This is a genomic window from Pseudonocardia sp. SID8383 (assembly GCF_009864975.1).
GTDB lineage: Bacteria > Actinomycetota > Actinomycetes > Mycobacteriales > Pseudonocardiaceae > Pseudonocardia > Pseudonocardia alni.
In genome coordinates, this window is record NZ_WWFY01000085.1 from 1 (window position 1) to 2,717 (window position 2,717).

The window sequence follows — 2,717 nt, forward strand, 5'->3', positions numbered from 1 at the left end:
CGGGTGCCGGGCGACGCTACGGGTCGCCACGGCGCTCGCCGGACGCCGTGGGGCCGTGGGGGCGGCGTCAGCGGCCGGCCAGGCCGTGGCGGTAGGCGTAGCCGACGGCCTGGGCGCGGTCGCGCAGCCCGGTCTTGGCGAACAGGTGGTTGACGTGGGTCTTCACCGTCGCCTCGCCGACCACGAGCCGTCGCGCGATCTCGGTGTTGGACAGGCCCTCGGCGATCAGCCCGAGCACCTCGACCTCGCGCGGGGTCAGCCCGTCCGGCGGGTCGACCGGTGCCGCCGGGACGGTCGACGCGCGGGCGGCGACCAGCCGGGACAGTACGCCGGCGTCCACGGTGGACACACCGTCGGCGGCCGAGCGCAGGGCCCGGCCGATGGCCTCGGCGTCGGCGTCCTTGGACAGCCAGCCCGAGGCGCCCGCGGCGATCGCGTCGACCACGGCGTCGTCGTCGACGTAGGTGGTGAGCACGACGACGGCGGTGCCGGGATGTCCGTCGCGGACCCGGCGGGTCGCCGAGACGCCGTCGCCCGCGGGCATCCGCAGGTCGGTGAGCAGCACGTCCGGGGCCAGCTCGGCGACCCGGGCGACCGCCTCGTCGCCGCCGGACGCGGTGCCGACGACCTCGATGCCGTCGAGCAGGCCCAGGACGGTGGCGAGGCCGTCGCGCACGATCCGCTGGTCGTCGGCCAGGACCACCTGCAGGGCGCTCACGTCGTGATCCTCTCGCGGTCCGGGGAGCGGGCGGGCAGCCGGAGCCGGACCCGCCAGCCGTCGGGGGTTGGACCGGTCTGCAGCTCGGCGCCGACGAGTGCCGCCCGCTCGGCCATTCCGACCAGGCCGGAGCCCTCGCCGTCGCCGGGCGGCGGAGGTGTCCCGGCGATGTCGACGACCTCCAGCTCGGCGCCGTCGCCGTCGCGGCGCAGGTGCACCGTCACGGGGGCGCCGGGGGCGTGCTTGCGGGCGTTGGACAGTGCCTCCTGCGCGGTGCGCAGCACGGTCTCGCCCTCCCGCGCGCCGAGGCGCAGCCCGTCGGCGACCTCGACGGTCGCGTCCGGGTGCGCCCGGCCGAGCTCACGCAGCTCCTCGGCGACGTCGACCGGCGCCGGTCCCTCGCGCAGCGCCCGCACGGCGCGGCGGGCCTCGGTGATCCCGTCGGAGGCGAGCCGCTGGGCCCGCTCGATCTGGGAGATCGTGTCCGGCGCGGCCCCGTCGCGCAGTGCCATCAGCCGGGCACCCTGGAGCTGGACGGCCAGCGCGGACAGCGAGTGAGCCAGCACGTCGTGCACGTCGCGGGCGACCCGGGCGCGGTCGGCGATGGCCTCGGCGCGGGCGTGCTCCTCGCGGGCCCTGGCGTCGGCGACGAGTGTCTGCTCGTGCTCCTCGAGCCGGCGGGCGGAGTCGCGGCGGCCGATCCCGAACAGCACCATCGCGGTCAGCGCGGCGACCACCAGCAGCGCGTCCCACACCGAGGTGTAGGGCCCGACGACGATCGTGGTGGCCGCGATGACCGGCACGTCGACGAACAGCGCGGTCCGGTACGGCAGCCGCAGTGCGGCCACGAACACCGCCATCATCGGGAAGGCCGCCGAGGTGGTCCAGCCGTCGGACCCGGCCAGCAGGGCGACCCCGCCCCCGGCGAGCGCGACGCTGGTCAGGACCGTCGCGACCGGCGGCATGCTCCGGTAGAGGGCGAAGACCACCCACCCGGCGACGGCCGGGACGAGCCCGGCGTAGAGCCAGGTCGGCGAGACCTGCTGGGCCGGCGACCAGAACAGCAGGAACAGCACGATCGGCAGCCACAGCAGCGACACCAGCCGCCGGGGCACCCCGAGCAGCGACGACCGGTCGGGCTCGACGCGGCGGGCCGTGCGGGCGGCGGGCGTGCTCACCGTTTCACTCTGACACAGCGGCCGGGCCGGGCGGGACGCTCAGGCCGCCGCGCGGGCACGGCGTGCCTCGTCCGGCCGGACCGGCAGCCCGGCCGCGGCCACCCGGCGTCGCAGCACGAGGCTCTGGACCAGCAGGCTGCCGCCGAAGACCAGCGCCGACGACGCCGACAGCAGCAGTCCGGCACCGACGGCCCCGCCGAGGACCCCGGCGCCGACCCGCACACCGATGGTCAGCACCCACGCGACCAGCAGCGCGGCCGAGCCGCTGCGGTAGGCCCACCCGTCGCGGGTGCCGAGGCGGAACGCGTGGCCGCGCAGCACCCCGAGCCCGGCCGCCAGCACCAGCTCGGCGGCGAGCAGCGCCAGCCCGGCCGCGGTGACCTCCGGGCGGGCCTGGGCGAGGGTGAGCACCCCGATGCCGATCACGACGAACGGGAGCGTCACGTCGCGTCGTCCGCCGACGAACTGCCCGCGGAACTGCGTGGAGAGGACCAGGCCGACGATCGCGACCGTGATGACGAGTGAGGTGGCGTCCATGGGGAGAACGATCTCCCCGCGGGCCCGGTCGTCGCGTCGGCGCCGGGGTCGATCCCGGGTGGACTCGCACCCTCCACCCCCGGGTGGACCGGCACCCCCGTGGCCGGACGCGACGACGCCCGGCCCCGGGCACGTGGTGTGCCGGGTACCGGGCGCCGGTCGGTGGTACCTACGAGGTCAGCGGGGGAGGCCGGAGGCGCGCCAGGCGCCCGGGCCCGCGTGCAGCGGTGCGCGCAGCTGGGCCGCGGGGTGCGACCACAGGTCCGGCGTCCGCGGCGGGGCGG

At 77.3% G+C, this 2,717-nt stretch carries 3 protein-coding genes; all 3 read right to left on the bottom strand.

The window, feature by feature from the left end; translation table 11 throughout:
- Positions 1 to 67 precede the first annotated feature (67 nt).
- From GTW08_RS02085 to GTW08_RS02095, 3 genes are read right to left on the bottom strand one after another with little or no spacing between them, the layout of a single operon-like run.
- The gene (locus tag GTW08_RS02085; protein ID WP_073576373.1) at positions 68 to 718 is read right to left on the bottom strand and encodes a response regulator; all 651 of its coding nucleotides are present in this window, start codon (positions 716 to 718) and stop codon (positions 68 to 70) included.
- Positions 715 to 1,896 carry a sensor histidine kinase gene (locus GTW08_RS32805; protein WP_073576372.1) on the bottom strand — a complete coding sequence of 394 codons (1,182 nt, stop codon included), beginning with the start codon at positions 1,894 to 1,896 and terminating at the stop codon, positions 715 to 717. The genes GTW08_RS02085 and GTW08_RS32805 overlap by 4 nt, the downstream gene beginning before the upstream one ends.
- Positions 1,897 to 1,935: 39 nt before the next feature.
- Positions 1,936 to 2,433, bottom strand: coding sequence for a hypothetical protein (locus tag GTW08_RS02095; protein ID WP_073576371.1), 498 nt, complete (start codon positions 2,431 to 2,433; stop codon positions 1,936 to 1,938).
- Positions 2,434 to 2,717: the final 284 nt, after the last annotated feature.

What these genes read in the sequence shown, in the direction of transcription:
- GTW08_RS02095 (WP_073576371.1), bottom strand. Translation starts at nt 2,433, where the DNA reads ATGGACGCCACCTCACTCGTCATCACGGTCGCGATCGTCGGCCTGGTC.